At 61.5% G+C, this 24189-nt stretch carries 29 protein-coding genes; 24 read left to right on the top strand and 5 right to left on the bottom strand.

Translation table 11 applies throughout. From position 1 onward, the window contains the following. Window positions 1-47: 47 nt before the first annotated feature. Window positions 48-1544, bottom strand: coding sequence for an ExeA family protein (locus J0W34_RS16465; protein ID WP_227816369.1), 1497 nt, complete (start codon window positions 1542-1544; stop codon window positions 48-50). After that, on the bottom strand, window positions 1541-2980 hold the full coding sequence (locus tag J0W34_RS16460; RefSeq protein WP_227816370.1) for a sigma-54-dependent transcriptional regulator: 1440 nt from the start codon (window positions 2978-2980) through the stop codon (window positions 1541-1543). The genes J0W34_RS16465 and J0W34_RS16460 overlap by 4 nt, the downstream gene beginning before the upstream one ends. 135 nt (window positions 2981-3115) lie before the next feature. On the opposite strand from J0W34_RS16460, the gene J0W34_RS16455 reads away from it, so the two are divergent. From J0W34_RS16455 to hisD, 12 genes are all read left to right on the top strand, one after another. Beyond that, window positions 3116-3934 (top strand): ABC transporter ATP-binding protein, encoded by an 819-nt coding sequence (locus tag J0W34_RS16455; protein WP_230969501.1) that lies wholly within the window; start codon window positions 3116-3118, stop codon window positions 3932-3934. Further along, on the top strand, window positions 3931-4704 hold the full coding sequence (mlaE, locus tag J0W34_RS16450) for a lipid asymmetry maintenance ABC transporter permease subunit MlaE (RefSeq protein WP_230969500.1): 774 nt from the start codon (window positions 3931-3933) through the stop codon (window positions 4702-4704). The genes J0W34_RS16455 and mlaE overlap by 4 nt, the downstream gene beginning before the upstream one ends. Beyond that, the gene (gene mlaD / locus J0W34_RS16445) at window positions 4704-5174 is read left to right on the top strand and encodes an outer membrane lipid asymmetry maintenance protein MlaD (protein ID WP_227816373.1); all 471 of its coding nucleotides are present in this window, start codon (window positions 4704-4706) and stop codon (window positions 5172-5174) included. The genes mlaE and mlaD overlap by 1 nt, the downstream gene beginning before the upstream one ends. 34 nt (window positions 5175-5208) lie before the next feature. Continuing rightward, window positions 5209-6003 carry an MlaA family lipoprotein gene (locus J0W34_RS16440; protein WP_230969499.1) on the top strand — a complete coding sequence of 265 codons (795 nt, stop codon included), beginning with the start codon at window positions 5209-5211 and terminating at the stop codon, window positions 6001-6003. Between the two features lie 64 nt (window positions 6004-6067). Continuing rightward, window positions 6068-6658 carry an MlaC/ttg2D family ABC transporter substrate-binding protein gene (locus J0W34_RS16435; RefSeq protein WP_227816507.1) on the top strand — a complete coding sequence of 197 codons (591 nt, stop codon included), beginning with the start codon at window positions 6068-6070 and terminating at the stop codon, window positions 6656-6658. Continuing rightward, window positions 6655-6933, top strand: a complete 279-nt coding sequence (locus J0W34_RS16430; RefSeq protein WP_230969498.1) for an STAS domain-containing protein — start codon at window positions 6655-6657, stop codon at window positions 6931-6933. Before J0W34_RS16435 ends, J0W34_RS16430 begins: the two co-directional genes overlap by 4 nt. Then, on the top strand, window positions 6930-7829 hold the full coding sequence (locus J0W34_RS16425) for an ABC transporter ATP-binding protein (protein WP_230969497.1): 900 nt from the start codon (window positions 6930-6932) through the stop codon (window positions 7827-7829). Before J0W34_RS16430 ends, J0W34_RS16425 begins: the two co-directional genes overlap by 4 nt. After that, the gene (locus J0W34_RS16420) at window positions 7822-8595 is read left to right on the top strand and encodes an ABC transporter permease (RefSeq protein ID WP_227816377.1); all 774 of its coding nucleotides are present in this window, start codon (window positions 7822-7824) and stop codon (window positions 8593-8595) included. Before J0W34_RS16425 ends, J0W34_RS16420 begins: the two co-directional genes overlap by 8 nt. A 53-nt stretch (window positions 8596-8648) precedes the next feature. Beyond that, window positions 8649-8906 carry a BolA family protein gene (locus J0W34_RS16415; RefSeq protein WP_227816378.1) on the top strand — a complete coding sequence of 86 codons (258 nt, stop codon included), beginning with the start codon at window positions 8649-8651 and terminating at the stop codon, window positions 8904-8906. 3 nt (window positions 8907-8909) lie between these two features. After that, entirely contained in the window at window positions 8910-10166 is a 1257-nt protein-coding gene (gene murA / locus J0W34_RS16410; protein ID WP_227816379.1) for a UDP-N-acetylglucosamine 1-carboxyvinyltransferase, read from the top strand. 39 nt (window positions 10167-10205) lie between these two features. Continuing rightward, window positions 10206-10850 carry an ATP phosphoribosyltransferase gene (gene hisG / locus J0W34_RS16405; RefSeq protein ID WP_227816380.1) on the top strand — a complete coding sequence of 215 codons (645 nt, stop codon included), beginning with the start codon at window positions 10206-10208 and terminating at the stop codon, window positions 10848-10850. Further along, a complete protein-coding gene (gene hisD / locus J0W34_RS16400; RefSeq protein ID WP_230969496.1) occupies window positions 10847-12148 on the top strand; it encodes a histidinol dehydrogenase in 1302 nt (433 codons plus the stop codon). Before hisG ends, hisD begins: the two co-directional genes overlap by 4 nt. A 62-nt stretch (window positions 12149-12210) precedes the next feature. On the opposite strand, the gene hisC is transcribed toward hisD, so the two are convergent. Next, a complete protein-coding gene (gene hisC, locus J0W34_RS16395) occupies window positions 12211-13266 on the bottom strand; it encodes a histidinol-phosphate transaminase (RefSeq protein ID WP_230969495.1) in 1056 nt (351 codons plus the stop codon). Between the two features lie 113 nt (window positions 13267-13379). On the opposite strand from hisC, the gene hisB reads away from it, so the two are divergent. The 10 genes from hisB to tatC all read left to right on the top strand — a co-directional run bounded on the left by hisB (window position 13380) and on the right by tatC (window position 18883). Next, entirely contained in the window at window positions 13380-13967 is a 588-nt protein-coding gene (gene hisB, locus J0W34_RS16390; RefSeq protein ID WP_230971694.1) for an imidazoleglycerol-phosphate dehydratase HisB, read from the top strand. Window positions 13968-14011: 44 nt separating this feature from the next. Then, window positions 14012-14650, top strand: coding sequence for an imidazole glycerol phosphate synthase subunit HisH (hisH, locus tag J0W34_RS16385; protein ID WP_227816383.1), 639 nt, complete (start codon window positions 14012-14014; stop codon window positions 14648-14650). Between the two features lie 54 nt (window positions 14651-14704). Next, window positions 14705-15448: a 1-(5-phosphoribosyl)-5-[(5-phosphoribosylamino)methylideneamino]imidazole-4-carboxamide isomerase gene (hisA, locus tag J0W34_RS16380; protein WP_227816384.1), complete on the top strand. Its 744-nt coding sequence runs from the start codon at window positions 14705-14707 to the stop codon at window positions 15446-15448. A 4-nt stretch (window positions 15449-15452) separates the two neighbouring features. Next, on the top strand, window positions 15453-16211 hold the full coding sequence (gene hisF / locus J0W34_RS16375) for an imidazole glycerol phosphate synthase subunit HisF (RefSeq protein ID WP_227816385.1): 759 nt from the start codon (window positions 15453-15455) through the stop codon (window positions 16209-16211). Next, complete coding sequence (gene hisI / locus J0W34_RS16370) at window positions 16208-16606, top strand: phosphoribosyl-AMP cyclohydrolase (RefSeq protein WP_227816386.1); 399 nt, start codon at window positions 16208-16210, stop codon at window positions 16604-16606. The genes hisF and hisI overlap by 4 nt, the downstream gene beginning before the upstream one ends. Then, window positions 16603-16929 carry a phosphoribosyl-ATP diphosphatase gene (locus tag J0W34_RS16365; RefSeq protein ID WP_227816387.1) on the top strand — a complete coding sequence of 109 codons (327 nt, stop codon included), beginning with the start codon at window positions 16603-16605 and terminating at the stop codon, window positions 16927-16929. The genes hisI and J0W34_RS16365 overlap by 4 nt, the downstream gene beginning before the upstream one ends. A 5-nt stretch (window positions 16930-16934) precedes the next feature. Continuing rightward, window positions 16935-17282, top strand: coding sequence for a histidine triad nucleotide-binding protein (locus J0W34_RS16360; RefSeq protein ID WP_227816388.1), 348 nt, complete (start codon window positions 16935-16937; stop codon window positions 17280-17282). A gap of 20 nt (window positions 17283-17302) precedes the next feature. Beyond that, window positions 17303-17527 (top strand): Sec-independent protein translocase subunit TatA, encoded by a 225-nt coding sequence (gene tatA / locus J0W34_RS16355; protein WP_227816389.1) that lies wholly within the window; start codon window positions 17303-17305, stop codon window positions 17525-17527. An 82-nt stretch (window positions 17528-17609) separates the two neighbouring features. Further along, window positions 17610-18122 (top strand): Sec-independent protein translocase protein TatB, encoded by a 513-nt coding sequence (tatB, locus tag J0W34_RS16350; protein WP_230969494.1) that lies wholly within the window; start codon window positions 17610-17612, stop codon window positions 18120-18122. Beyond that, on the top strand, window positions 18119-18883 hold the full coding sequence (gene tatC, locus J0W34_RS16345) for a twin-arginine translocase subunit TatC (RefSeq protein ID WP_230969493.1): 765 nt from the start codon (window positions 18119-18121) through the stop codon (window positions 18881-18883). Before tatB ends, tatC begins: the two co-directional genes overlap by 4 nt. Before the next feature lie 78 nt (window positions 18884-18961). On the opposite strand, the gene J0W34_RS16340 is transcribed toward tatC, so the two are convergent. Beyond that, window positions 18962-20122: a Do family serine endopeptidase gene (locus tag J0W34_RS16340; protein ID WP_230971693.1), complete on the bottom strand. Its 1161-nt coding sequence runs from the start codon at window positions 20120-20122 to the stop codon at window positions 18962-18964. 62 nt (window positions 20123-20184) lie between these two features. Here J0W34_RS16340 and J0W34_RS16335 point away from each other — a divergent pair, with 62 nt between their 5' ends. After that, window positions 20185-20934: a Nif3-like dinuclear metal center hexameric protein gene (locus J0W34_RS16335; protein ID WP_230969492.1), complete on the top strand. Its 750-nt coding sequence runs from the start codon at window positions 20185-20187 to the stop codon at window positions 20932-20934. 20 nt (window positions 20935-20954) lie between these two features. Here the strand turns inward: J0W34_RS16335 and J0W34_RS16330 are convergent, their stop codons facing one another. Beyond that, the gene (locus J0W34_RS16330) at window positions 20955-23222 is read right to left on the bottom strand and encodes a type IV pilus assembly protein FimV (RefSeq protein WP_230969491.1); all 2268 of its coding nucleotides are present in this window, start codon (window positions 23220-23222) and stop codon (window positions 20955-20957) included. Window positions 23223-23349: 127 nt separating this feature from the next. On the opposite strand from J0W34_RS16330, the gene J0W34_RS16325 reads away from it, so the two are divergent. Then, window positions 23350-23970 (top strand): DUF2889 domain-containing protein, encoded by a 621-nt coding sequence (locus J0W34_RS16325; RefSeq protein WP_230969490.1) that lies wholly within the window; start codon window positions 23350-23352, stop codon window positions 23968-23970. Window positions 23971-24189 lie beyond the last annotated feature (219 nt).

Genomic DNA, 24189 nt, shown 5'->3' with positions numbered 1-24189 from the left:
ATGCGGGCAATAGTGCACGTGGAGTCGATGCTTTGGGCATCGGTGTGCTACTTGAGATGCTCCGCTCGCCGGACGTAGGCCCCCGCGGCGCGGTAGGCAGGGGGCAGGCCGTCGAGGGCGCGCATCGCGTCACGCTCGTTCTGGAAGCTGCCGGTGATGACGCCGGTGCGCTCGCTGTTACCAAGCGAAGCGCGATAGACCCGGATGTCCTGCTCGGGCATGAGGCTGCGCGCCCGAGCCACTTGAGCTGCCAACTGGGCGTCCGGGATGTCGGTGTTGGTGTGCAGCTGAATGAACCAGGTGCGCTCATCGGTCGTGGGTAGCCAGTCGGCCAGCGCGGCCTCGGCGTGCGCGAGAATGTCATCGGACGCGCCCTCGTTGTCGACGCGTTGAGCTGTGGCGGTGTCGGCATCCTGCTGGCGAGGGCTCGCGCTCCCGGTCGTCGGGGCGGCGGCTGCAGGGGCGGCTGCTTCGCCCGGCGGCAAGCCGTCATGAGGTGTTTCTTCGCGACGTTTTGTGGTGGCGGCCTGCGCGGCCGTCGGTGTCGAGCCGTCATGCACCCTGGATTCGGGGGGCTGCGATGTTGCTGGTGGTGCCACCGGGTCGCCCGTGTGGGTCGCGGATCGCGCCACGACGTCGTCAGCTGCCAGACGGGCGTATGCTTGCCAGGCAAGCACGACACTCACGGCCAGAATCACGGGGATGGTCAGCCAGCCCGGCCGGCGCATGCCTTGCGGCAGGTATTGTGCGTCGCGGGCGGCCGTTTTGACGTGGACCGGATTGACCGCAAACAGGTTCTGGGCGTAGGCCGCAAGTAGCGATTTGTCGGCCAGGACGTTCACGCGTCGCGACAGGCCACAGGCGTAGTGGGCAATCTTGCGAGTCGATGCCGGGCTGAAGACGCTCGGGCCGCGGTAGCCTGCGGCGCGCATGCGGAATTCGAGGTAATCCGCGACCTCTTCGGCCGAGAACGGATCGAGGCTGAAATGGTGCGTGATCCGGTCTTTCAGCGGGCGCATGGCACGGGTCTCGAGCAGGGCATCCAGTTCCGGCTGCCCGAAGAGCACCAGTTGCAGCAACTTGTGGCGCCCGGTCTCGAGGTTGGACAGCAGGCGGATTTGCTCAAGCGACTGAGCCGGCATCGCGTGGGCTTCGTCGATAAGGGCGACCACCCGGCGACCAAGACCGTGCCGGCGGATCAGTTCGTCCTGGATGGTGGTGATCAGAGACCCGAGGCTGCCGCCGCTGACGCTCAGGTCGAGTTCGCTGGCGATGGTGCGTAGCAGATCCTCGGGGTCGAGGCTGGGGTTGGCGAAATAGACCGTGTCGACCGTGTCGGGCAGGCGCTCGATGAGAACGCGGCAGAGCATGGTCTTGCCCGAGCCGACCTCGCCACTGACCTTGACGATGCCTTCGTCCTGAAGAATGGCATAGATCAGCGCATCGACCGTGGCGCCGCGCTTGGCGCCCGAAAAAAAGAACTCGGTCAGGGGGGTGAGCCGGAAGGGCAGTTCGCGCAGGCCGAAGTGGTCCAGATACATCATGAGTCGAGTGTCGAGGACTGGGCACTGCGGGGCAGCCCGAGCGTGTCCATCCGGTTGTAGAGCGTGGTGCGATTGATGCCCAGATGCCTTGCCGCCTGACTTATATTGCCGTTGGCCAGCCGCAGTGCGGCTTCGATGAACATCCGCTCTTGCTCTCGCAAGGCAGCATCGAGGCTGAAATCGGGGGACTGCTCCAGTTGGCGCATGGCTTGGGTGACCCCGCCTTTCTGGTCGGCAAGGCCCCGCCGCTCTTCCCTAGGCTGTGACGCGATATTCGGGTTGCGACGATCGAGTTCGTCTTCGAGCAGAATATCGGTGACCACGCCACCGGGAAACTTGGTCTGAAGGCGGATGCAGATGTTCTTCAACTCGCGCACATTGCCAGGAAAGTCGTAACTGAGCCAGCGCGCAGTCGCGGCGTCGGTCATCTCAAAGGGGGGATTGCCGGTCTGGCGCGAGAAGTGATCGCGAAAATGCTGAAGCAGCACGAGGCGGTCGTTCCCCATGTCGCGCAGTGGCGGCACATGCAGGGTAAACACACTGAGGCGGTGGTAGAGGTCGGCCCGGAAGCGCCCGGCCCGCACTTCGGCGGCCAGATCGCGGTTGGTGGCGGCCAGCACGCGCGTGTTGCTGAACTGGGGCCGGGTCTCGCCCACGCGCTGGAATTCACCGTTCTCAAGCACGCGCAGCAACTTCGGTTGTAAGTCCAGGGGCAGTTCGCCGATCTCATCGAGGAGCAGGCTGCCTTCGCTGGCCTCTTCGAAGTAGCCGCTTCGGGGGGCTGCGGCTCCGGTGAACGCCCCGCGGGTGTGACCGAAGAGGGCGGCTTCGATCAGTGTGGGGGCGATGGCAGCGCAATTGATCGTGAGAAACGGCTCCTTGCGGCGTCGGCTGGTGGCATGCAGTTGTTCGGCCACGCGTTCCTTGCCCGCGCCTGATTCGCCCTGGATCAGCACCGGAAACGGCGTGTCGGCGTATTGCAGGATGCGGGAACGCAGGCCGGCAATGACCGGGCTGTCGCCGACGATGGATTGCATGCGCCCGTGCGACTCGGTGCGCAGTGCTTGCGTCAGGATACGTTTGAGCAGAGCAGGTTCGGCCGGTTTGGCAACAAATTCGAGCGCGCCGAGCGTGCGTGCGCGTCGTGCGCTGCTCACGTCACTCTGACCCGACAGTACGATGATGCGCATTTCCGGGGCGTGGGCCAGCAGGTCGGCGATCAGGGCAAAGCCTTCTTCCGGGCGGTGGGGGGCGGGGGGAAGGCCCAGATCGACCAGGGCGAGTTCGGGTGGGTCCGGCAGGGCGCGCACGACCTCGATCGCGGCTTGCCGGGTCGGCGCCGAGCTGATCTTGAAATCGTCGCCGAGCAACATGCCCAGCGTCTCGACGATCAACGCGTCATCATCGACGATCAGCAGGGAAGGCTTTTGAGTCATGGGCCGTTCGGGCAGTCAAAGCCTGACCAGTTTAGCGGAATCGCTCACGATTCGGGGGTGATGCAGTGCGGCAAAATATCGGCACTGCATCACGGCTCTGGTAAGATCGCCGGTTCGAATTCAAGGAGGCGCCAGTTGGCTGATTTTGAAGGTAATGTTCTCGTCGAGCTCAAGGACGTCCGCTTCGCCTATGGCGAGCGGGAGGTGCTGCGCGGCATCGACCTGAAGATTCACCGTGGCCAACTGGTGGCCATCATGGGCGGCAGTGGTTGCGGAAAGACCACGCTGCTGCGCCTGATGGGCGGACAGGTTCTGGCTTCTTCGGGCGAGGTCCGGGTGGCCGGGCAGTCCTTGGCCGGGCTCAATACGTCCGGTCTGTACGCGTTGCGCCGCCGCATGGGCATGCTGTTTCAGTTCGGGGCGCTTTTTACCGACATGTCGGTTTTCGACAATGTGGCGTTCCCCATGCGCGAGCATACCGACCTGCCCGAGTCGATGATTCGCGACCTCGTGCTCATGAAGCTTCAGGCGGTCGGCCTGCGCGGCGCTCACGGCCTCATGCCTTCCGAACTGTCCGGCGGCATGGCGCGTCGTGTGGCACTGGCCCGGGCGATTGCCCTGGATCCGATGCTGATCATGTATGACGAGCCGTTTGCCGGGCTGGATCCGATTTCCCTGGGGGTGATCGGGCAACTGATCCGCAGGCTCAACGATGCGCTGGGCGCTGCCTCGGTGATGGTGACTCACGACGTGAGCGAATCACTCGACATCGTGGACTACGTGTACTTCGTCTCCGACGGGGGCATCGTCGCGCAGGGTACGCCCGACGAGATTCGCGCCACGAAGGATCCTTTTGTGCACCAATTCATTCACGCCGAGGCGGATGGGCCGGTACCGTTCCATGTCGACGCGAAACCCATTGCAGAGGATCTGATGAAAGGAGGTGCCGCATGATTCGCCAGATTGGCGCCATGACGATCAACGGCATCTGGCGGCTCGGTTTTGCGACACGCTTCATGTGGCTGCTGCTGAAGAACTCCGGCCAGTCGCTGGCCCGGCTGCATCTGACGATTCGGGAAATCTATTTCAGTGGCGTGCTTTCGCTGCTGATCATTCTGGTGTCCGGGCTTTTCGTGGGGCTGGTCCTGGGCTTGCAGGGTTACGAAACCCTGCAGCGCTATGGGTCGAGCGAGGCCCTGGGGGTGCTGGTGGCCTTGTCCCTGACGCGGGAACTGGGCCCGGTGGTCGCGGCGCTGCTCTTCGCCAGTCGTGCCGGCTCCGCGGTCACTGCCGAAATCGGCCTGATGAAGACCACCGAGCAACTCAAGGCCATGGACATGATGGCGGTCAATCCGATTGCCCGTGTGGCGGCCCCGAGATTCTGGGGCGGCGTGATTTCCATGCCCCTGCTGGCGGCCATGTTCTCTGCCATGGGGATTTTCGGTGGCTGGCTCATCGGGGTGCCCTTCATCGGTGTCGACGATGGTGCCTTCTGGTCGCAGATGCAGGCGGCGGTGGATTGGCGCTTCGATGTCATGAACGGCGTGATCAAGAGCGTTGTCTTTGGTATCGCCGTGTCATTGATTGCGGTGTTCGAAGGCTACGACTGCGTGCCGACTGCCGAAGGGGTCTCCCGTGCCATCACGCGCACCGTCGTGACCTCGGCCTTGGCCATTCTTGCGCTTGATTTTGTTTTGACTTCTTTCATGTTCCGGGGCCAGTGATGAACCGCACTGTACTTGATTTCTGGGTGGGTATTTTCGTGCTGGCCGGCTGTGCCGCGCTGATCTTTCTGGCGCTCAAGGTGGGCAATCTGTCCGCGGCCAGCTTTGCCGACAACTACCGTATCGAGGCGAGCTTTACCAATATCGGCGGTCTCAAGGTGCGCGCGCCGGTCAAGGTGGCTGGTGTGGTGGTCGGGCGGGTGACTGACGTGCGTTATGACAACGAGCGTTTCGAAGCCGTTGTAAGCATGGCCATTGATGCCCGGTTCACCTTTCCGAAGGACACGAGTGGCGAGATTCTGACCTCCGGGCTGCTGGGCGAACAGTATGTTGGCCTTGAGCCGGGCGGCGATACACGCAACCTGGAAGACGGAGATCGGCTCAAGCTGACCCAGTCTGCGGTCGTTCTAGAGAAACTGATTGGTCAATTCCTCTTTGACAAGGCTGCCGAAGCGCCGCCGACTAACTGATTTGCTGGGCCTGCGTATGAAGCTGTTACCGAAAATGAAACATGTTGCCGTCCTGGCTGTTGTCGGGGTGGTGGCGGGGTGCGCCTCAGTGCCCTATGAAAATCCGGATGATCCCTGGGAGTCGTATAACCGCACCATGTTCTCGATCAACGAGAGCGTGGACAAGGCGGTGATGAAACCCCTGGCCAAGTCTTACAACGTGGTCGCGCCGCTGCCGGTGAAGACCGGCGTGAGCAATTTCTTCGGCAATCTGGGCGATGTCTGGATTGGCGCAAACAACCTCATGCAGGGCAAGGGCCGCGACGGCTTCTCCGACCTGGGGCGTGTGCTGATCAACTCCACACTGGGCATCTTCGGTGTGTTCGATATCGCCACCGAGATGGGCATCGAGAAGCACGACGAAGACTTCGGTCAGACCCTTGCGGTGTGGGGTGTGCCGCAGGGGCCTTACTTCGTGGTGCCGTTCTTCGGGCCTCGTACCCTGCGTGGAGCCGGCGCCTTGCCCGTCGACTGGGTGGGTTCGTCCTTCGCTCAGTTGTCCGATGTGGCTGCCCGCAATGCCACCACCGGTCTCAAGCTCGTCGATCAGCGTTATCGACTGCTCGGGGCGGAGCGTGCGGTCGAGCAGGGCAGTCTCGACAAATACGCCTACACGCGTGACTTCTACCTGCAGCGTCGTCGATATGAAATTTACGACGGCAACCCGCCGCGCGAGCGTTTCGACGATGGAGCCATGTTCGATCTGCAACCGAACGGTCTGGCGATGGTCGAAGCGGACGAGATGGCCTCCAACAGCCTCAAGTTTGCGCTGGTCCAGCCTGTACGCTGAACCATCCAGAGAACAGCAAAAAGAAGGAAAGAACAAAATGAAAGCGTGGTTTCGCAAGGGGCTCATGGCCCTTGTGGCGATGGTCAGCCTGAACGGCTTTGCCGCCCAGGCGCCGGATGAACTCGTCAAATCCGTGTCGAATGAAGTGCTGGAAATTGTGCGCAAGGATCAGGCCATTCAGCGGGGAGATACCAGCAAGGCTGTGGCGCTGGTCGAAGAGAAGGTGTTGCCGCACTTCGATTTTCGGCTGATGACGTCGCTTGCCGTCGGTCGTGACTGGCGACAGGCCACGCCGGAGCAGCGCGAGAAACTTGTGAGTGCCTTCCGGACATTGCTGGTGCGCACCTATTCCAATGCGCTGACCGAGTATCGCGACCAGGTCATTGACTTCAAGCCGCTGCGGGCTCGTCCAGAGGACAAGGACGTCACGGTTCGCTCCGAAGTGCGTCAGCCTGGCGCCAAGCCAGTCGATATCGACTATGCGCTCGAGATGCAGGGCGACGCCTGGAAAGTCTATGACGTGGCCGTGGCCGGCGTGAGTCTGGTGACCAACTACCGCAGCTCGTTTGCCAACCAGATTCGCCAGGGCGGTATCGACGGACTGATCTCATCCCTGGAAGCGAAGAACGCGGAACTCGGTAGCAAGGTCCAGTGAGCGAGCTTGCTGTCTGGGCGCCGCAAGGCGCCCTTACCTTTGAAACGGCTACGTCATCCCTTGATCAGGCCAGGGCGGTGCGGCCCACGTGTGTTGACCTGACGGGCGTGTCCGAGGCCGATTCAACGGCGTTGGCCCTGCTCGTCGCGCTGGCGCGCGAGCAGGCAGGACGCGACCGGCGGCTGTCCATCAAGGCGATGCCCGAAGGCATGGCCGCGCTGGCCGATCTCTACGGGGTCGCGGACCTGTTCGATATTTCCGCTTCAGACGAATGACGACACCGGCGATTTCGGTACGTGGCGCGGTGAAGCGTTACGGCCAGTTGCAAGCACTCGGCGGCGTCGACCTGCGCGTCGAGCAAGGTGAATTCTTCGGGCTGCTCGGCCCGAACGGCGCGGGCAAGACCACGCTGATATCCGCCCTGGCGGGGCTGGGGCGCCTTGACGAAGGCGCCATCGAGGTCATGGGGCATGACGTGGTCACTGACTACCGTCAGGCGCGACGCGCGTTGGGGGTTGTGCCCCAGGAGCTGGTGTTCGATCCGTTCTTCACGGTTCGTGAAGCGCTTCGGCTCCAGTCGGGCTACTTCGGGCTGACGCGCAATGACGCCTGGATCGATGAAATCCTCGCGCATCTGGATCTGACGGCCAAGGCCGATGCGAACATGCGCATGCTGTCCGGCGGCATGAAGCGCCGGGTGCTGGTGGCGCAGGCGCTTGTTCACCGTCCGCCGGTGATCGTGCTCGACGAGCCGACGGCAGGCGTTGATGTCGAGCTGCGTCAGGGTTTGTGGGGCTTCATCCGCAAGCTCAATACGGACGGGCACACCATCGTGCTGACGACCCACTATCTGGAAGAAGCCGAAACGCTCTGCCATCGCATTGCCATGCTCAAGGCCGGCAAGGTCGTGGCACTCGATACCACAGCCAATCTGCTCAAGCGATTCGCCACGCGGACCATGCGCATTCGACTGGCCGAGCCGATCGGGCTCGATTTCCTGCCTGGCGCGATCGAAGAGGACAGTGGATGGGTCGAGGTGCCTTTCGAACGTTTCGGCGAGGTCGAGGACATGCTCTCGCGCATCCGTCTGAGTGGCGGTTGCATCGAAGAAATGGAGTTGGGGGCGCCTGATCTGGAGAAGGTTTTCGTGGGAGTGATGCAGGATGCCTGAAAGCGCGCGTTTCACCGGCTTCCGCACGCTGCTGTACAAGGAAATCCTGCGCTTCTGGCGAGTGGGCTTCCAGACCGTGGGAGCGCCTGTCCTGACGGCGGTGCTCTACCTCATGATCTTTTCTCATGTGCTTGACCGGCACGTGACGGTGTATGGCGACATTCCCTATACCAGCTTCCTCGTGCCCGGTCTGGTGATGATGTCGGTGTTGCAGAACGCCTTTGCGAATACGTCGTCGTCGCTCATCCAGAGCAAGATCACGGGCAATATCGTCTTCATCCTGCTGCCGCCGATCAGCTATCGCGAGTTCTACGTGGCCTACGTACTGGCGGCCATCGTTCGTGGTCTCTTCGTGGGCGGTGGCGTTGCGCTTGCCTCGCTGTATTTCGTTTCGCTGCCGGTGGCCTCTCCCCTGTGGGTCCTGATCTTTGCCGTCGCCGGTGGGGCGATTCTCGGATCTTTCGGTATCATTGCGGGCATCTGGGCAGACAAGTTTGACCAACTCTCGGCGTTTCAGAACTTCCTGATCATGCCGCTGACCATGCTCTCCGGCGTGTTCTACTCGATCCATTCGCTGCCGGCCGTCTGGCAGAAGGTGTCGCACCTGAACCCGTTTTTCTACATGATTGACGGTTTTCGCTACGGCTTCTTCGGTCAGTCGGACGTCTCACCCTGGATGAGTCTGGGTGTCGTCGTCGTGTGTCTGGTTCTCCTTGCCGGCCTGACCCTGAATCTGCTGGCGCGTGGATACAAGCTGCGCGCCTGATCCCTTGTCATTGACGTGCGCGGTGCGTGCACCGACGCGGTAGGTAGAAGAACATGTTTGAAGCATCCGAGGTCCAGCGTCTGATCGAGCAGGGCATGCCCTGCGATTTCGTCCACATCGAAGGCGATGATGGTGTCCACTTCACGGGCATCGTGGTCAGCAACGAGTTTGCGGGCAAGCCTCGAGTGCGGCAGCACCAGGCTGTCTATGCCACGCTTGGCGCCCTGATGGGGAACGAAATCCACGCGCTGCAGCTGCAGACCTACACGCCCGAAAAGTGGGAAGAAGTGCGTCAGGACCTGGACCTCTGATCCATGGATAAGCTGTTGATAACCGGGGGCGCACGCCTGACCGGTGAGACGCGCATTTCCGGCGCCAAGAATGCGGCTCTGCCGATTCTGTGCAGCGCTTTGCTCACACGCGAACCCGTAACCTTCACTAACGTGCCGCAATTGCAGGATATTCGTACCCTGCTGGCGCTGATCGAGCAGATGGGTGTGGCGGTGGAGCGTGACGAAGCCGCAGGCGTGGTGACGCTCGACGCCTCAGGCCTGAACAACCCGGTGGCGCCCTATGAACGGGTCAAGACCATGCGAGCCTCCATCCTCGTGCTGGGCCCGTTGGTCGCGCGATGCGGCGAAGCCCGGGTGAGTCTGCCGGGCGGCTGCGCCATTGGCGCCCGGCCGGTTGACCAGCACATCAAGGGGCTGCAGGCCATGGGGGCGAGCATCAATGTCGAGCATGGCTATATCCATGCCGAGTCGCCGCGACTCAGAGGCGCCCGGATGTTCACCGACATGGTGACCGTCACCGGCACCGAAAATCTCATGATGGCGGCCTGCCTGGCGGACGGCGAGACCGTGATCGAGAATGCGGCGCGTGAGCCCGAAGTGGTCGATCTGGCCAACTGTCTCGTCGCCATGGGGGCACGAATTTCAGGCGCCGGTACCGATGTGATCCGCATTCAGGGTGTTGATGCCCTGCATGGCGCGACCCACCGGATCATGCCCGACCGTATCGAGACCGGCACCTATCTGTGTGCCGCGGCGGCGGCAGGGGGCGATATTCGCCTGACAGAAACATCGTCCGCGTATCTGGATGCCGTGATCGACAAGCTGCTCGATGCCGGTTGCGAGATCGAGACCGAGCGCGACGCAATCCGCCTCAAGGCGCCGGCGCGCCTCAACGCCGTGAGTATCCGCACCGCGCCGTATCCGGCTTTTCCCACGGACATGCAGGCACAGTTCATGGCGATCAACTGCATCGCCAATGGTACGGCCGTGATCCGCGAGACGATTTTCGAAAACCGTTTCATGCACGCGGTCGAACTGCAGCGTCTTGGTGCCGATATTCGCATCGACGGCAACACGGCGGTGGTCACCGGGGTCGAGCATCTCGAGGGCGCGACCGTGATGGCCACCGATCTGCGCGCTTCGGCCGGGTTGATCATTGCAGGCCTGGTCGCCGAAGGCGAAACGACCATCGAGCGGATCTACCATCTGGACCGCGGCTATGAGCACCTCGAGCAGAAACTTGCTGACCTCGGTGCCCGCGTCGAGCGCCTCCGGTAAAATCACCTCCCGAACAAGACTGAAGCCAAGGAATCTGCTGTGTCCGGCATCACGATCGCCCTGTCCAAGGGCCGCATCTTTGAAGAAACCCTGCCGCTGCTGGCTGCGGCCGGCATCGTGCCGACCGACGACCCGGAAAAGTCGCGCAAACTCATCATCGGTACCAACCGGGAGGATGTGCGTCTGGTGATCGTCCGCGCGACAGATACGCCGACCTATGTCCAGTACGGCGCTGCCGATCTCGGGATTGCCGGCAAGGACGTGCTGATCGAACATGGCGGCGCTGGACTCTATCAGCCGCTCGATCTGAACATCGCACGTTGCCGCCTGTGCGTGGCCGTGCCCAAGGGATTCGACTACGCGGCGGCGTCGCGACCCGGTGGACGCATCCGCGTGGCCACCAAGTATGTGAGCGCGGCGCGTGAGCATTTTGCAGCCAAGGGCATGCATGTGGACCTGATCAAGCTCTATGGGTCCATGGAGCTGGCGCCTCTGGTCGGGTTGTCCGAAGCCATCGTGGATCTGGTGTCCACCGGTGGCACGCTCAAGGCAAACAACCTTGAGGCGGTCGAGGACATCATGGACATCAGTTCACGACTGGTGGTCAATCAGGCCGCGCTCAAGGTCAAGCGCGATCTGATCCAACCGGTCATTGATGCTTTTGCTGGAGCGATCAAGCCATGAGTGAGCAGATTCGACGCCTCGATTCGCGTGATGGCGACTTCTATCCGACGCTCGATGCCCTGCTGGCCTTCGAGAGCGGCACTGACGAGAAAATCGAGAACGCGGTGACCGATATTCTCAAGGCAGTCCGGACCACGGGCGACGTGGCGGTGATCGAGTACACCAACCGTTTCGACCGGCTCGAAGCAAGACAGATGGCCGAGCTGGAGTTGCCGCGCACCGTTCTGGAAGAGGCGCTGGCCTCGCTGAGTGACGCCCAACGCGCGGCATTGCAGATCGCAGCGGATCGGGTCGAGGCGTATCACCGCCGTCAGGTCGCCGAATCCTGGGAATACACCGAGGCGGACGGCACGCGCCTGGGGCAGATCGTGACACCGCTCGATCGCGTGGGGCTGTATGTGCCGGGTGGGCGTGCCGCCTATCCGAGTTCGGTGCTGATGAATGCCATTCCAGCCAAGGTCGCCGGGGTCAAGGAACTCATCATGGTGGTGCCGACGCCCGGTGGCGAGCGCAACAAGCTGGTGCTGGCCGCGGCAGCCATTACCGGCGTGGACCGCGTCTTCACCATTGGCGGTGCGCAGGCGGTGGCCGCGCTGGCCTATGGCACGCAGACCGTTCCGCAGGTGGACAAGATTGTCGGGCCGGGCAATGCCTATGTGGCTTCGGCCAAGCGGCGCGTGTTCGGTACCGTCGGCATCGACATGGTCGCCGGCCCCTCGGAGGTGCTGGTCATCTCCGACGGTTCGGGCGATCCCGACTGGGTGGCGATGGATTTGTTCGCCCAGGCCGAGCATGACGAACTCGCCCAGTCCATTCTGTTGTGCACGGATGCCGAATTTATCGATCGAGTCTACGCGTCGATCGAAAATCTGCTGCCCACCATGCCGCGGCAGGAAACCATCGATGCGTCCCTGCGAAATCGCGGGGCGCTGATCAAGGTGGCGGATCTGGATGAGGCGTGCACGATTGCCAATCGCATTGCCCCTGAACACCTCGAGCTGTCGCTGGAGGGCGCCGAGCAGTGGGTGAGCAAGATTCGCCACGCAGGTGCGATCTTCGTTGGTCACTGGTCGGTCGAGGCGCTGGGCGATTACTGTGCCGGTCCGAACCATGTCTTGCCGACCATGCGCAGCGCGCGTTTCTCGTCGCCTCTGGGGGTGTACGATTTCCAGAAGCGCTCGAGCCTGATTCATGTCTCGGAGGCTGGGGCGCAGACGCTCGGGCCGGTCGCGGCGCTGCTTGCCGAGGGCGAGGGGCTGCAGGCCCATGCGCGCTCGGCAGCCTATCGGGTCAAGTGAGTTCGGCTCCGGGATAGAAAAACGCGGCCGAGGCCGCGTTTTTTTGTTGAGACATCACCGCTTCAGAGAATGTCTCCGAGCGCCTGGATGAGGGCGTCGCACTCATCGTCGGTGCCGACCGTGATGCGCAGGAAGGCGTCGATGCGCGGCAACTTGAAGTGACGCACGATGATGGCACGCTCTCGCAGTGCTGCCGCCAGATCCGCGCCCGGATGCGCCGGGTGGCGCGCGAAAATGAAGTTGGCTGCAGAGGGGAGCACCTCGAAGCCCATGCGCTCCAGTGCGCCGGTGAGATGCTCACGGCTGTCGATGACTCGCTGGCAGCTGTCGCGGAACCACGGCTCGTCTTCCACCGAAGCGATGGCGCCGGCCTGGGCCGGGCGGCCCAGCGGGTAGGAGTTGAAGCTGTTCTTGACCCGTTCGAGCCCCTCGACAAGTTCCGCGCTGCCCAGGGCGTAGCCCACCCGCAGACCCGCCAGTGCCCGCGACTTGGAGAAGGTGCGCGTAATCAGCAGGTTGGGATGCTCGGCCAGCAGGCCGACGGCGGACTGACCGCCGTAGTCGATGTAGGCCTCGTCCACCAGCACCACGACGTCCGGTTGCGCCTTGAGAATCTGTTCGACGGCCTCGAGCGGCATCAGCCGGCCCGTGGGGGCGTTCGGGTTGGGGAAGATCACCGCACCGGCTTCGCCCGTGTAGTCGGCGGGGTCGATCTCGAAGTGCTCGTTCAGTGGCACCAGCCGATGGGCGATGTCGTACAGGCCGCAATACACCGGGTAGAAGCTGTAGGTGATATCGGGAAACAGCAGGGGCTTGTCATGCTTGAGCAGGCCCATGAAGGCATGGGCCAGCACTTCGTCCGAGCCATTGCCGACGAAGACCTGCGCCGGCTCGAGGCCGTGATAGGTGGCCAGGCACTGCTTGAGTGCGTCGGCGTTCGGATCCGGATAGCGGCGCAGATCTTCGCTGGCAGCGTCGCGAACGGCGTCGATCACGCGCGGCGAGGGGCCGTAAGGACTCTCGTTGGTGTTGAGTTTGACGAGTCGGTCCATCTTGGGCTGTTCGCCGGGTACGTAGGGCGTCAGCGTATGAACCACATCGCTCCAGAATCGACTCATGATGGCCTGTTTTTCCTTGGCGAAAGGGAGACATGGAATGATTGGGCGATGGTATCATGAGCCCCTTATCACCAGTATTTGCCGGGCCTCGGGGCGATCGGCACACCATCATCATGCGTCAGGCGGAAGTTAAGCGCGACACCCTGGAAACACAGATTACCGTTGGTCTCAATCTCGACGGTACGGGTGCAGCCCGGCTCGAAACCGGGGTCCCGTTCCTCGACCACATGCTCGATCAGATTGCCCGCCACGGGATGATGGATCTGAACGTCCTGTGCAACGGCGATACCCACATTGATGACCATCACACGGTCGAGGATGTCGGTATCACGCTGGGGCAGGCCTTCGCGAAGGCCGTGGGGGACAAGAAGGGCATTCGTCGCTACGGCCATGCGTATGTGCCTCTCGACGAGGCGCTGTCCCGGGTGGTGGTCGATTTTTCCGGTCGGCCGGGCCTGTACTATTTCGTTGAGTACACGCGTGCCCGCATCGGCAAGTTCGATGTCGATCTGGCGCGTGAATTCTTCCAGGGTTTCGTGAATCATGCCGGCGTGAGTCTGCATATCGATAACCTGCGGGGCGAGAACGCGCACCACCAGTGCGAAACCATCTTCAAGGCGTTTGGCCGTGCGTTGCGCATGGCTGCCGAGCTTGACCCGCGCGCTGCCGGGGTGGTGCCGTCCACGAAGGGCGCGCTGTAAGCCGCACGACAAACCGATTCAAACCGTATTCGAGTGATTCATTGATGATTGATGTCGCAGTGATCGACTATGGCATGGGCAACCTGCGGTCGGTTGAAAAAGCCATCGAACATGTGGCCGGCGGTGCCAGCGTCAAGGTGACGGACGATCCGTCCGTGGTCGCAGATGCGCGCCGCGTGGTCTTCCCGGGGCAAGGCGCCATGCCCGATTGCATGGCCGAGCTCGAAGCGCGGGGCCTTCACGCCGCCGTCATGAAGGCCGCCGCGGAAAAACCGTTTCTGGGTATCTGCATCGGCCTTCAAATGCTGTTCGAACGCAGTGAAGAAGGCAATGTACCCGGGCTGGGTGTGTTCAAGGGCGATGTTCGCCGCTTTGCCGACGAGAAAATGGTGGCGGCCGATGGGGCCCGGCTCAAGGTGCCGCACATGGGCTGGAATGAAGTCTGGCACGATGGCGCGCACCCGATGTGGGACAACATCCCGGACGGTGACCGCTTCTATTTCGTTCACAGTTACTATGTCCAGCCGGCCGAAGAGTCGCTGGCTGCGGCACATTCCGATTACGGCTTCCGGTTTACCAGCGCCGTGTCACGGGATAACATTTTTGCCGTGCAGTTCCACCCGGAGAAAAGTGCCCGGGCCGGTCTGCAGTTGCTGACCAATTTCATCAGCTGGAATCCTTAAACGGTCCGGCTGCCGCGACGTTTCTTTCCCCCGACGCTATAGCGATCCACGCGTATGTTGCTCATTCCCGCCATCGACCTCAAGGACGGTCATTGTGTCCGACTCAAACAGGGCGAGATGGAAGATGCCACGGTATTTTCCGAAAATCCTGCTGCCATGGCCCGGCATTGGCTCGACAAGGGTGCGCGACGCATGCACCTTGTCGACCTGAACGGCGCCTTTGCCGGCAAGCCCGTGAACGAAGAGGCCATCAAGGCCATCGTGGACGAGCTCGGTGACGACATCCCGATCCAGCTCGGTGGAGGGATTCGCGATCTCGATACCATCGAACGCTATCTGGATGACGGCATCGATTACGTCATCATCGGGACGGCCGCCGTGAAGAACCCGGGTTTTCTGCAGGATGCCTGCAGCGCCTTCCCAGGGCACATCATCGTTGGCCTCGACGCCAAGGATGGCAAGGTGGCTGTCGACGGTTGGTCCAAACTCACCGGGCACGATGTCATCGACCTGGCGCAGAAGTTTCAGGATTACGGCGTTGAAGGCGTGATCTATACCGACATCGGCCGTGATGGCATGCTCTCCGGTGTGAACATCGAGGCGACCGTTCGCTTGGCGCAGTCCTTGTTCATTCCTGTGATCGCATCCGGTGGCGTGACCGATCTGAGAGACATCGACGCCCTGTGCAAGGTTGAAGAAGAGGGCGTCATGGGGGCGATCACTGGCCGCGCCATCTACGAAGGTACGCTGGACTTCGAAGCCGCCCAGGCGCGCGCTGACGAGCTTGCAGCAGGCTGACGCGATGCTTGCCAAGCGAATCATTCCCTGTCTTGATGTGAGCGCCGGTCGTGTGGTCAAGGGCGTGAACTTTGTCGAATTGCGCGACGCGGGCGACCCGGTCGAGGTGGCCCGTCGCTACGATGAGCAGGGCGCTGACGAAATCACCTTTCTCGACATCACGGCCAGTTCCGATGCGCGCGACATCATCCTGCATGTGGTCGAGCACGTCGCCGAACAGGTCTTCATCCCGCTGACCGTGGGCGGTGGTGTTCGCACGGTCGCCGATGTGCGTCGACTGCTCAATGCGGGCGCCGACAAGGTCAGCATCAACACGGCCGCGGTCAATAATCCCGACATCGTTGCTGACGCCAGCGCCAAGGTCGGGAGCCAATGTATCGTCGTGGCCATCGATGCGAAACAGACGGGGCCGGGCAAGTGGGAAGTGTTCACTCATGGTGGGCGCAATAACACCGGCCTCGATGCCATCGAATGGGCCAGAAAGGTCGAGTCGCTCGGTGCGGGTGAGATTCTGCTGACCAGCATGGATCGTGACGGGACGAAGAACGGCTTCGACCTGGGGCTGACACGGGCGATTTCCGACGCGATTCGCATTCCGGTGATCGCCTCTGGTGGTGTTGGCACGCTTGAACATCTCGCCGATGGTGTCACCGAAGGCCGTGCCGATGCCGTGTTGGCCGCCAGTATTTTCCATTTCGGTCAGCACACGGTTGAAGAGGCCAAGACCTACATGAGAGACCGTGGCATCGAGGTGCGCCTGTGAGTACGCCTTCCAATCGCTGGCTCAACGACATCCAGTGGGACGAACAAGGCCTCGTGCCGGTGATTGCGCAAGATGCCAACACCGGTGAGGTACTGATGTTTGCCTGGATGAACCGGGAAGCCTTGACCCTGACAGCAGAGAAAGGTGAAGCCGTCTACTGGTCGCGTTCCCGACGCAAGCTCTGGCACAAGGGCGAGGAGTCGGGCCACTTCCAGAAAGTGCTCGACATCCGCGTCGATTGCGACAAGGACGTCGTACTGCTCAAGATCGAGCAGGTGGGCGGTATGGCCTGTCACACCGGTCGTCGCAGTTGCTTCTATTTCCGTCACACGGCGGAGGGAGAATGGGAAGCGGCCGATCCGGTCATCAAGGACCCGAAGGAGATCTATAAGTGATCGATATCGAAGTACTGCATCGAGTGGCCCAGACCCTGGCCGAACGCAAGGCGGCCGATCCGGACGCTTCTTATGTTTCAAGTCTGTACGCCAAGGGTACTGACGCGATCTGCAAGAAAGTGGCCGAAGAGGCTGCAGAGACCATCATGGCTGCCAAGGATGGCGACCGGCTGCATCTGGTGTGGGAAGTGACCGACGTGTGGTTTCATACCATGGTTCTGCTGGCCCATTTTGGTCTCACCGTCGATGATGTGCTCGCCGAATTCCGCCGTCGCGAAGGCGTGTCGGGCATCGACGAGAAAAAATCGCGTACTCAGGGGTAATTGGCATGAGCGACTGTATCTTCTGCAAGATCGTGAACGGCGACATCCCGTCCAGCAAGGTATTTGAAGACGACGACATTCTGGTGTTCAAGGACATCAATCCGGTGGCGCCGGTGCATTTGCTGGCTATCCCCAAGAAACACATTGCCTCACTGGCGGAGGCCACCCCCGAAGACAACGCGGTGATGGGCAAGCTTCTTCAGGTGGGATCGCAGATGGCGATCGAGCAAGGTTGCACGGACGGCTTCCGCACGCTGATCAACACGGGGCGGGTTGGTCGCCAAGAGGTGTATCATCTGCATGTCCATTTCGTCGGCGGTCCGGAAGTGCTGCCGCCAATGTTGAAGCGTTGAGATACGCCAGGGAGTGATACATGGGTTCTTTTAGCATCTGGCACTGGCTGATCGTTCTGGTCATCGTCATGCTGGTCTTCGGTACCAAGAAACTGCGTAATGTCGGACAGGATCTGGGCGGTGCCGTCAAAGGCTTCAAAGACGGCATGAAGGAAGCCAACAGCGATGCTGATGCCGGCAAGCCGGAACAGCTCGATGGCAAGACCATCAACGCCGAAGCCAAGGAAAAGGTCAACAATTCCTGATCGGCGCCGAGATTCATCGGGGGGCGAAACCGTTTTCGCCCCTCGTTTTACGTTCCGAGCCTTCATTTCCATCGGTTGAGACATGTTCGATATCGGATTTACCGAGCTGATGATCATCGGCGTCGTGGGCCTGGTCGTGATCGGTCCCGAACGGCTGCCGCGTGTCGCACGTACGGCCGGGCATTTGCTCGGTCGACTCCAGCGCTACGTGGGGGATGTGAAGTCAGACATCCAGCGCGAGATGCAGCTAGAGGATCTCAAGAAGCTGCAGCAGGAAGTGGCCGAACAGGCCCGCGACCTCGAAAACAATATCCGCAGTCAGGCCAATGATCTGAAAATAGACATGGACGACACGGCAGGACAGCTCAACGACACCGTCAATGAGCTGACGACTGACGCTGCCGGAGAAAAGAAGGTCACCCAGGGGGCGGCGGAAACGACTGCTCAACCGGATGCCGAAGCTCTCGCCAACGCCGAGCGGCAGATCCAGGCCGCCGTGTCCGAGGGCGAAACACGCCCGGACCCGAGCGAAGGCCAGATGGCGCTCGGGCTCGACAGTGACGGCAGTGGTACGAAGCAAGAGAAGAAAGCATGAGTGAAGGTGTGCAGGAGACATTCATTGCCCACCTGGTCGAGCTGCGCGATCGTCTGATTCGCGCCGTCGGTGCGGTGATTCTCGTGTTTGTCTGCCTGATGCCGTGGGCGGGCGATGTTTATGACCTGCTCGCCCAGCCGATGATGCACGCCCTGCCTGAAGGGACGAACATGATTGCCACGGGGGTGGTGACGCCATTCTTCGTGCCGGTCAAGGTCACGCTCATGGTGGCCTTCGTGCTGGCGCTGCCCGTGGTGCTCTATCAGGCATGGGCATTCATTGCGCCGGGGCTCTACGCTCATGAGAAGCGTATGGCAGTGCCTCTGGTGGCGGGCAGCACCTTTCTGTTCCTGCTCGGCATGGCTTTCTGTTATTTCTTTGTGTTCAACATGGTGTTCAAATTTATCGGCGAGTTCGCGCCGAAGAGCATCACGCCTGCGCCGGATATTGAGCAGTATCTGTCCTTCGTGATGACCATGTTCCTGGCTTTCGGTCTTACCTTTGAGGTGCCGATTGCGGTGATTCTGTTGTCGAAGTTCGGCGTCGTGAGTCGGGAGAAGCTTAAAGAGGCTCGCCCCTATGTGATTGTTGGTGCTTTCGTCATTGCCGCCGTTGTGACGCCGCCTGACGTCATCTCCCAGTTCATGCTGGCGGTGCCGATGTGGATCCTTTTCGAAGTCGGGCTGCTGCTCGCCAAATATGTGGGTGGCAGGGAATCGGACGACGACGAAGAGGCCCGTTCCGATGTGACCACCACCTGATGAGCTGACCGGTGTCGCAGACAGGAAAAAGCCCGCTCTTCAGCGGGCTTTTTCTTGTCATGCCGCCATTCGTGCCGACTACTCCGGTCGTGGAATCATCGGACGTCTCCCGATCTGCACATCCGCCTGATAGCGCTTCCCACCGCGCACGAGAGTGAAGCGGGCGTGTTCGCCGGGCGCCAGCGCGGCAATGGATTCGAGCATTCGCTGCGGGTCTTCAATGGGTTGCTTGCCGATGTTTGTCAGCACATCGCCCGGGCGAATGCCGGCAGCCTCCGCCGGTCCACCGCGCATGACACCCGCGATCAGTGCGCCGTTGGTGGACGCAAGACCAAACGAGTTTGCCAACTCCGGCGTCAGGTCCTGAATCTCGACGCCAATCCAGCCGCGTGTCACACGGCCGGATCGGATGATTTGCTCCATGACGTCCTTGGCGAAACCGACCGGAATGGCAAACCCGATGCCGAGCGATCCACCGGAGCGTGAATAAATGGCCGCGTTGATCCCAATCAGTGCGCCTTCGCCATTGACCAGTGCTCCGCCCGAATTTCCCGGATTGATGGCGGCATCGGTCTGTATGAAGTTTTCGAACGTGCTGATGCCCAGGTGATTCCGCTGGAGCGCCGAGACGATGCCCATGGTGACGGTCTGGCCGACGCCAAAGGGGTTGCCGATGGCGAGGACGACATCACCGACGTGGAGACTGCTTTCGGACGCAAACGTAATGGCCGGTAAAGGCGTGTCGACCTGGATCTGCAATACCGCCAGATCCGTTTCAGGATCGCGCCCCACCAACCGCGCCGGGAATTTCCGGCCGTCATTCAAAGCCACTTCGATTTCGTCCGCGGCTTCGATCACATGGTTGTTGGTGAGAATGTAACCGTCCGGCGTGGCAATCACGCCCGAGCCGAGGCCCGAGGTCCGTTGCTGAGGCTTGCCCAGACGATCTCCGAAGAAGTGCCGGAAAATCGGGTCATCCAGAAACGGATTGCGCTGGGTCGCCATCTCCTTGCTGGTGAAGATGTGGACCACGGCGGGCAGGGCGCGCTCGGCTGCCTGAGCATAGCTGGCCGTTGAGTTGGTGGATGCTACCGCCGGGGGCGTCTGGCTGTCGCCCTGGACCTGGATCACGGTAGGATGCTCGCCGGGAAGCCACTCGGGGCGAAATGTGCTGACGACGAACAGGAGCGCCACTGCCACGGTGACAGCCTGCGCGAAGATGAGCCACAAGCGTCGCATCACGCTATAGCATCCGGATCTGGCCGGCTCCCGATTGATTAAGGTGAGACAAGGAAGGCATCATGAAACTGACCGCGCTGACGCGTTATCTGGATGATCTGCTCAATGTGGCCGCGATTCGCGATTATTGCCCAAACGGCCTGCAAGTGGAAGGCAGGGCCGAAGTGCGTTCCATCGTCACTGGCGTGACCGCAAGTCAGGCACTGATCGAGGCGGCCCTGAGTGCCGAGGCCGACGCCATCCTTGTTCACCACGGCTATTTCTGGAAGGGTGAGCCGGCGCCCATCGTAGGCATCAAAGGGCGTCGTATCCGTGCGCTGATCAAGGCGGACATCAGTCTGCTGGCTTATCACCTGCCGCTCGATGTCCATCCTCAACTGGGCAACAACGCCCAGTTGGCACAGCGGATGGGGTGGGTGCAGGAGGGGATGTTCGGTGAGGGAGATATTGGTCTGATGGGTCGGGTCGATGCTGACGCGAGTGATGTTGCCGGTATCGCTGCGAACCTCGAACGGGTTCTGGGACGGAAACCACTGGTGATCGGAGATCTGGCGCAACCCGTTCGACGAGTGGCCTGGTGCACAGGTGCCGCGCAATCCTATCTGGCGTCGGCAATTGATGCGGGTTGCGACGTGTTCATTTCGGGTGAAATATCAGAGCCCACGGTGCATCTGGCACGAGAGGCTGGCGTGGCTTATATCAGCGCCGGTCATCACGCCACCGAGCGGTATGGCGTCCAGGCGCTGGGCGAGCACCTAGCCGAGCAGTTCGGCCTGCGCCATTGCTTCATCGATATTGATAATCCGGTCTGAGGCCGGGGTGATCTGACGACTCAGTCGTCTTTCTCGTCACGGCGAAAGATTCGCGTGTGCTCGAAGTCGATGGCGTTGTCGGTGTCGGTGTTTTCGTCGGAATCCAGTTTGAAGTCGAGGTCCGGCAGTTCGAGCGTTGTCGACGACTGAGAATCGAAGATGTCCTTGAAATCATCATCCTGCGAGTTTCCTGAGGGAAGCTCGTTGAAGTCCAGCTCAGGTGCCAAACTGTCGCGATCGGGCGCGCTGGCAGCGTGTTCGACCTTCTGTTGTGCTTCGTTTGTTGGCGCCGGAGCAGCTTGCGCCGCTGCACTGGCGGCAATCATCGATTCGATTTCTTCGTCACTGATCCGGTAGGCGCCGAGCTGGTCCTCCAGAATCGCCTGAAGGGTGAGCAGATCATCGACGATGCCGAGCGGAAAGCCTTCCCGGGTGCCGCCACGATTGTCCCGCAACAGTTTTTGCAGGTAGATCTGACAGTCCTGCGTCATCCACTGGTTCTGTATTGCCCTGAGGATGTGGGGCAACTGCTCGACGCTTTCGGTGGCACGTTTGACCTGGTCGAAGCTCTCCCAGGTGACGGCCTTGACGTTGAACGTCTTGTTGAGTTTGTCCGACAAGGCGTCGAACTCTCCGCGCATGTTGGCGGTCTTGTACACCTCGAGCAGCTTGATCCAGGGCTGGACCGCCTTTTTGGGGTTGCCGCGAATGAAGTCTGCGAGCGTTTCCGCAGCGCCCTGCACCCGACCGAAGGACATCATGATGTCGGCCAGCTCGACTGCCGATTCGTGCTCTTCGACCAGTTCTTCTTCCTCGATCACGATCGGTGAAATCGAGTGGTCCAGTTCGGCCGGTGGGGGTGCCTCCCATTCGACGGGCGAGAAGTCGAACGAACCGCCACCACCGCCATTGTTCTGTTCCGGGGCAAGGGTGGCTGCGACAGCTGAGTTGATTGAGGCACCGGGCGGGGTGTCTTGAGGTTCGTCACCTGGCGCCGGTGAAAACTCCAGCGTCTCCTTGTCGGTGTTGCGCTTCCGCCAGGCGTAGATCAGCAGGAGTGCGATCAGCCCCAGGCCAAACGGCCACCACGGCAAGTCGTCTGCCGGAGGCTCCGCGGGTGCAGGTGATGCCACGGGTGGCGGTGCTTCTGAAATGACCGGTGGTGTGGCGTCGACGGCTGGTGTACCGGCAGGCGGTGCCGTATCGCTCTCACGCGCCATGTTCCCCGCGTTCTGTGCACCTTCCTGGGTCGCCATTTCGGCACGCAGTACATCCTGCAATGCCTCAAGGCGCTCAATACGGTCAGACAGTTCAAGGCGGGCAACGATCTGGCTGTCCAGTGCCATGATCAGCGCTTGTTCGCGGCGAAGCACGTCGCGCTCGGCCTCGGTCGTGCGCTCGACGAGGGTGGGATCGCCCAGGCGGGTTGACAGCTTGAATCCGGAGACGTCCGGCGAAGCCCCCATCAACATCAGTCGGTCAGTGCGAACTTCTGGCGCCGAGGCCGGTGGTGTGGTCTCGGAGACCGAAGGCGCGGGGGCCTCGGTGGGTTTGACCGCCTGGGCTTTCGGTTGTGAAGACTTTGCAACCGTGGCCGCCGGGTTGCCTTGCGCCCGCACGCGCTGCGCATCCCGCGCGCTGGCGATCTCATCCGGTGTCGGAAGGCGTAAGCGCGTACCTGCAGGGATGGTTTGCCGAGACGAGCGCAGACGACGGTCATCAGCGTTGAGCGCTCTGACCGCTGCAATGAACGCCCGGCGGCTGCTGCGACTTGAAGGGTAGAGTGACCGCGCCAGTTGATTCAGTGAGGCACCCGATGACAAGGTAAATTGCTGCCCAAGATCGGATGGGTTGATCAGGGCGCTGGACGCCTTGGTCTTGGGCGCGTCGGCAGATTCAACCTGCGGAGCTGAGTTCGCTGCAACCGTCATGGGTAGCAGGAGTGTGTAGGTTCGCAGCAGCCGGGCGTTGCAGACCTCTTCGAGCGTGACACGCAGAATCGGATCAGAAACCGGCTGCGCCCGCGTCACCACAAGGCGTGTGTTTGTGCCTGTGCCAATGACCTTGACGGCGCCACCTCGCAGGTCCGGCACGCCGTCTTCGATCCCGCTGGGGACAAGGCGGATGCAGTCTGCATCGCTACTGCCCAGCAACTTGAATTCGGCGCGAAAAGGCTCGCCGATTGCGCTTTGACGGACAAGGTCGCCGAAGCCGGCCGCGTGGGCGGTGAGGGGCGCCAGAGCCAGCGTGATCAGGCTCGACAGAATCGGGCGGGGCAGTCTCGTCATTCGACGCGAGGTTTTCCTTGCATATCCGGATGATCCGGCGTCTGTTTGAAGCGTATTGTAATGAACTTGGCCGGCTTTTGCTGCTTGTTGGCGGTTTGTTCTGGTGCTGGCCTGCCATGTGACGGACTTGTTCGGTGCGAAAGATGCGTGGCACGCTAGCATCGTGCAACAACAACGGACGAAAACGCTGAAACTGATGTCAAAACTTGTCGCACACGCACCAGAAAGCGGGCGGCGCTTGATTCACTCGCGCCGCATTCAGCTGGATGGCTATTTGCGCTCGGACGGTCTGCTGGAAATCGAAGCGCGTTTGAGCGATACAAAGGCAGTGGACTATGCCATTTCGAGTGGTATCCGCAAGGCGGGTGAGCCGATTCACGAGATGGTGATTCTGGTGGTGGTTGACGCCCGGATGGACGTCGTGTCCGTCGCAGCAAAGAGTCAGGCGGTCCCATACCCCGGTGCATGCGAGGAGATCGCTCCGGCCTACGCATCCCTCGCCGGGTTGAATCTCATGGCGGGGTTTCGCGAAGCGGTCAGGTCGCAATTAGGTGGAATTCAGGGATGCAGCCATCTGACAGAGCTTCTGTTGGCAGTGCCTACGGCCGCCGTGCAGACGTTTGCCAGCTTCTTCAGGGACAACGAGGATGCGGCGCAAAAACCGTTTCAGCTGGATCGTTGCCATGCGCTTGATTCGCGTGGCGAAACCGTGCGGAACTACTACGCTAAGTGGTACGTAGCGGATTGAAGCGGGCGGGGAGGCTTACAGCGTCGCTGCAATGCGCCAAAACGGACTTCCTGAGCTTCGTTTGTGTTTATAATTATGGAGCTTTCGCCCGGTGGTTCGTCTGCCGGCTGGGGGTGCTGCAGCGCAACGGCGCGCTGTGGGCGGGCGTCGTCGGCCGAGGGAGATTGGCGAAGCTCGCGGGGTGAGGGCCCCGAACAGACCCATTCAACTTAAATGTCC

The organism is Nitrogeniibacter aestuarii, from assembly GCF_017309585.1.
Classification (GTDB): domain Bacteria; phylum Pseudomonadota; class Gammaproteobacteria; order Burkholderiales; family Rhodocyclaceae; genus Nitrogeniibacter; species Nitrogeniibacter aestuarii.
Note: the sequence above shows the minus strand (reverse complement) of the source record. Positions and strands in the feature narration are given on the sequence as shown.

What these genes read in the sequence shown, in the direction of transcription:
- J0W34_RS16360 (WP_227816388.1), top strand. Translation starts at nt 16,935, where the DNA reads ATGAGCGACTGTATCTTCTGCAAGATCGTGAACGGCGACATCCCGTCC.
- mlaE (WP_230969500.1), top strand. Translation starts at nt 3,931, where the DNA reads ATGATTCGCCAGATTGGCGCCATGACGATCAACGGCATCTGGCGGCTC.
- hisH (WP_227816383.1), top strand. Translation starts at nt 14,012, where the DNA reads ATGATTGATGTCGCAGTGATCGACTATGGCATGGGCAACCTGCGGTCG.
- hisD (WP_230969496.1), top strand. Translation starts at nt 10,847, where the DNA reads ATGAGTGAGCAGATTCGACGCCTCGATTCGCGTGATGGCGACTTCTAT.
- tatB (WP_230969494.1), top strand. Translation starts at nt 17,610, where the DNA reads ATGTTCGATATCGGATTTACCGAGCTGATGATCATCGGCGTCGTGGGC.
- J0W34_RS16340 (WP_230971693.1), bottom strand. Translation starts at nt 20,122, where the DNA reads ATGCGACGCTTGTGGCTCATCTTCGCGCAGGCTGTCACCGTGGCAGTG.
- hisF (WP_227816385.1), top strand. Translation starts at nt 15,453, where the DNA reads ATGCTTGCCAAGCGAATCATTCCCTGTCTTGATGTGAGCGCCGGTCGT.
- mlaD (WP_227816373.1), top strand. Translation starts at nt 4,704, where the DNA reads ATGAACCGCACTGTACTTGATTTCTGGGTGGGTATTTTCGTGCTGGCC.
- J0W34_RS16420 (WP_227816377.1), top strand. Translation starts at nt 7,822, where the DNA reads ATGCCTGAAAGCGCGCGTTTCACCGGCTTCCGCACGCTGCTGTACAAG.
- J0W34_RS16435 (WP_227816507.1), top strand. Translation starts at nt 6,068, where the DNA reads ATGGCCCTTGTGGCGATGGTCAGCCTGAACGGCTTTGCCGCCCAGGCG.
- murA (WP_227816379.1), top strand. Translation starts at nt 8,910, where the DNA reads ATGGATAAGCTGTTGATAACCGGGGGCGCACGCCTGACCGGTGAGACG.
- J0W34_RS16330 (WP_230969491.1), bottom strand. Translation starts at nt 23,222, where the DNA reads ATGACGAGACTGCCCCGCCCGATTCTGTCGAGCCTGATCACGCTGGCT.
- tatA (WP_227816389.1), top strand. Translation starts at nt 17,303, where the DNA reads ATGGGTTCTTTTAGCATCTGGCACTGGCTGATCGTTCTGGTCATCGTC.
- J0W34_RS16415 (WP_227816378.1), top strand. Translation starts at nt 8,649, where the DNA reads ATGTTTGAAGCATCCGAGGTCCAGCGTCTGATCGAGCAGGGCATGCCC.
- J0W34_RS16425 (WP_230969497.1), top strand. Translation starts at nt 6,930, where the DNA reads ATGACGACACCGGCGATTTCGGTACGTGGCGCGGTGAAGCGTTACGGC.
- J0W34_RS16465 (WP_227816369.1), bottom strand. Translation starts at nt 1,544, where the DNA reads ATGATGTATCTGGACCACTTCGGCCTGCGCGAACTGCCCTTCCGGCTC.
- tatC (WP_230969493.1), top strand. Translation starts at nt 18,119, where the DNA reads ATGAGTGAAGGTGTGCAGGAGACATTCATTGCCCACCTGGTCGAGCTG.
- J0W34_RS16440 (WP_230969499.1), top strand. Translation starts at nt 5,209, where the DNA reads ATGAAACATGTTGCCGTCCTGGCTGTTGTCGGGGTGGTGGCGGGGTGC.
- hisC (WP_230969495.1), bottom strand. Translation starts at nt 13,266, where the DNA reads ATGAGTCGATTCTGGAGCGATGTGGTTCATACGCTGACGCCCTACGTA.
- J0W34_RS16460 (WP_227816370.1), bottom strand. Translation starts at nt 2,980, where the DNA reads ATGACTCAAAAGCCTTCCCTGCTGATCGTCGATGATGACGCGTTGATC.
- hisA (WP_227816384.1), top strand. Translation starts at nt 14,705, where the DNA reads ATGTTGCTCATTCCCGCCATCGACCTCAAGGACGGTCATTGTGTCCGA.
- J0W34_RS16335 (WP_230969492.1), top strand. Translation starts at nt 20,185, where the DNA reads ATGAAACTGACCGCGCTGACGCGTTATCTGGATGATCTGCTCAATGTG.
- hisB (WP_230971694.1), top strand. Translation starts at nt 13,380, where the DNA reads ATGCGTCAGGCGGAAGTTAAGCGCGACACCCTGGAAACACAGATTACC.